This window comes from Microbacterium sp. MMO-113, assembly GCF_037148555.1.
In the GTDB taxonomy this organism is placed as follows: Bacteria; Actinomycetota; Actinomycetes; order Actinomycetales; family Microbacteriaceae; genus Microbacterium.
Window position 1 is genome coordinate 1 of the sequence record NZ_JBBCTD010000015.1, and the last position, 223, is coordinate 223.

The 223-nt window shown below is 52.5% G+C and carries 1 rRNA gene; it reads right to left on the reverse strand.

The features are described from left to right. Positions 1-223 (reverse strand): 23S ribosomal RNA (locus WFJ36_RS17110); the annotation flags it as partial.

The following is a 223-nucleotide window of genomic DNA, read 5'->3' on the forward strand; positions in this document are numbered from 1 at the left end:
TAACCTTGTAGGGCCCATCGGCCATCCAGTAGCTCTACCTCCGGCAAGAAACACGCAACGCTGCACCTAAATGCATTTCGGAGAGAACCAGCTATCACGAAGTTTGATTGGCCTTTCACCCCTATCCACAGCTCATCCCCTCAGTTTTCAACCTAAGTGGGTTCGGTCCTCCACGACGTCTTACCGTCGCTTCAACCTGGCCATGGATAGATCACTTCGCTTC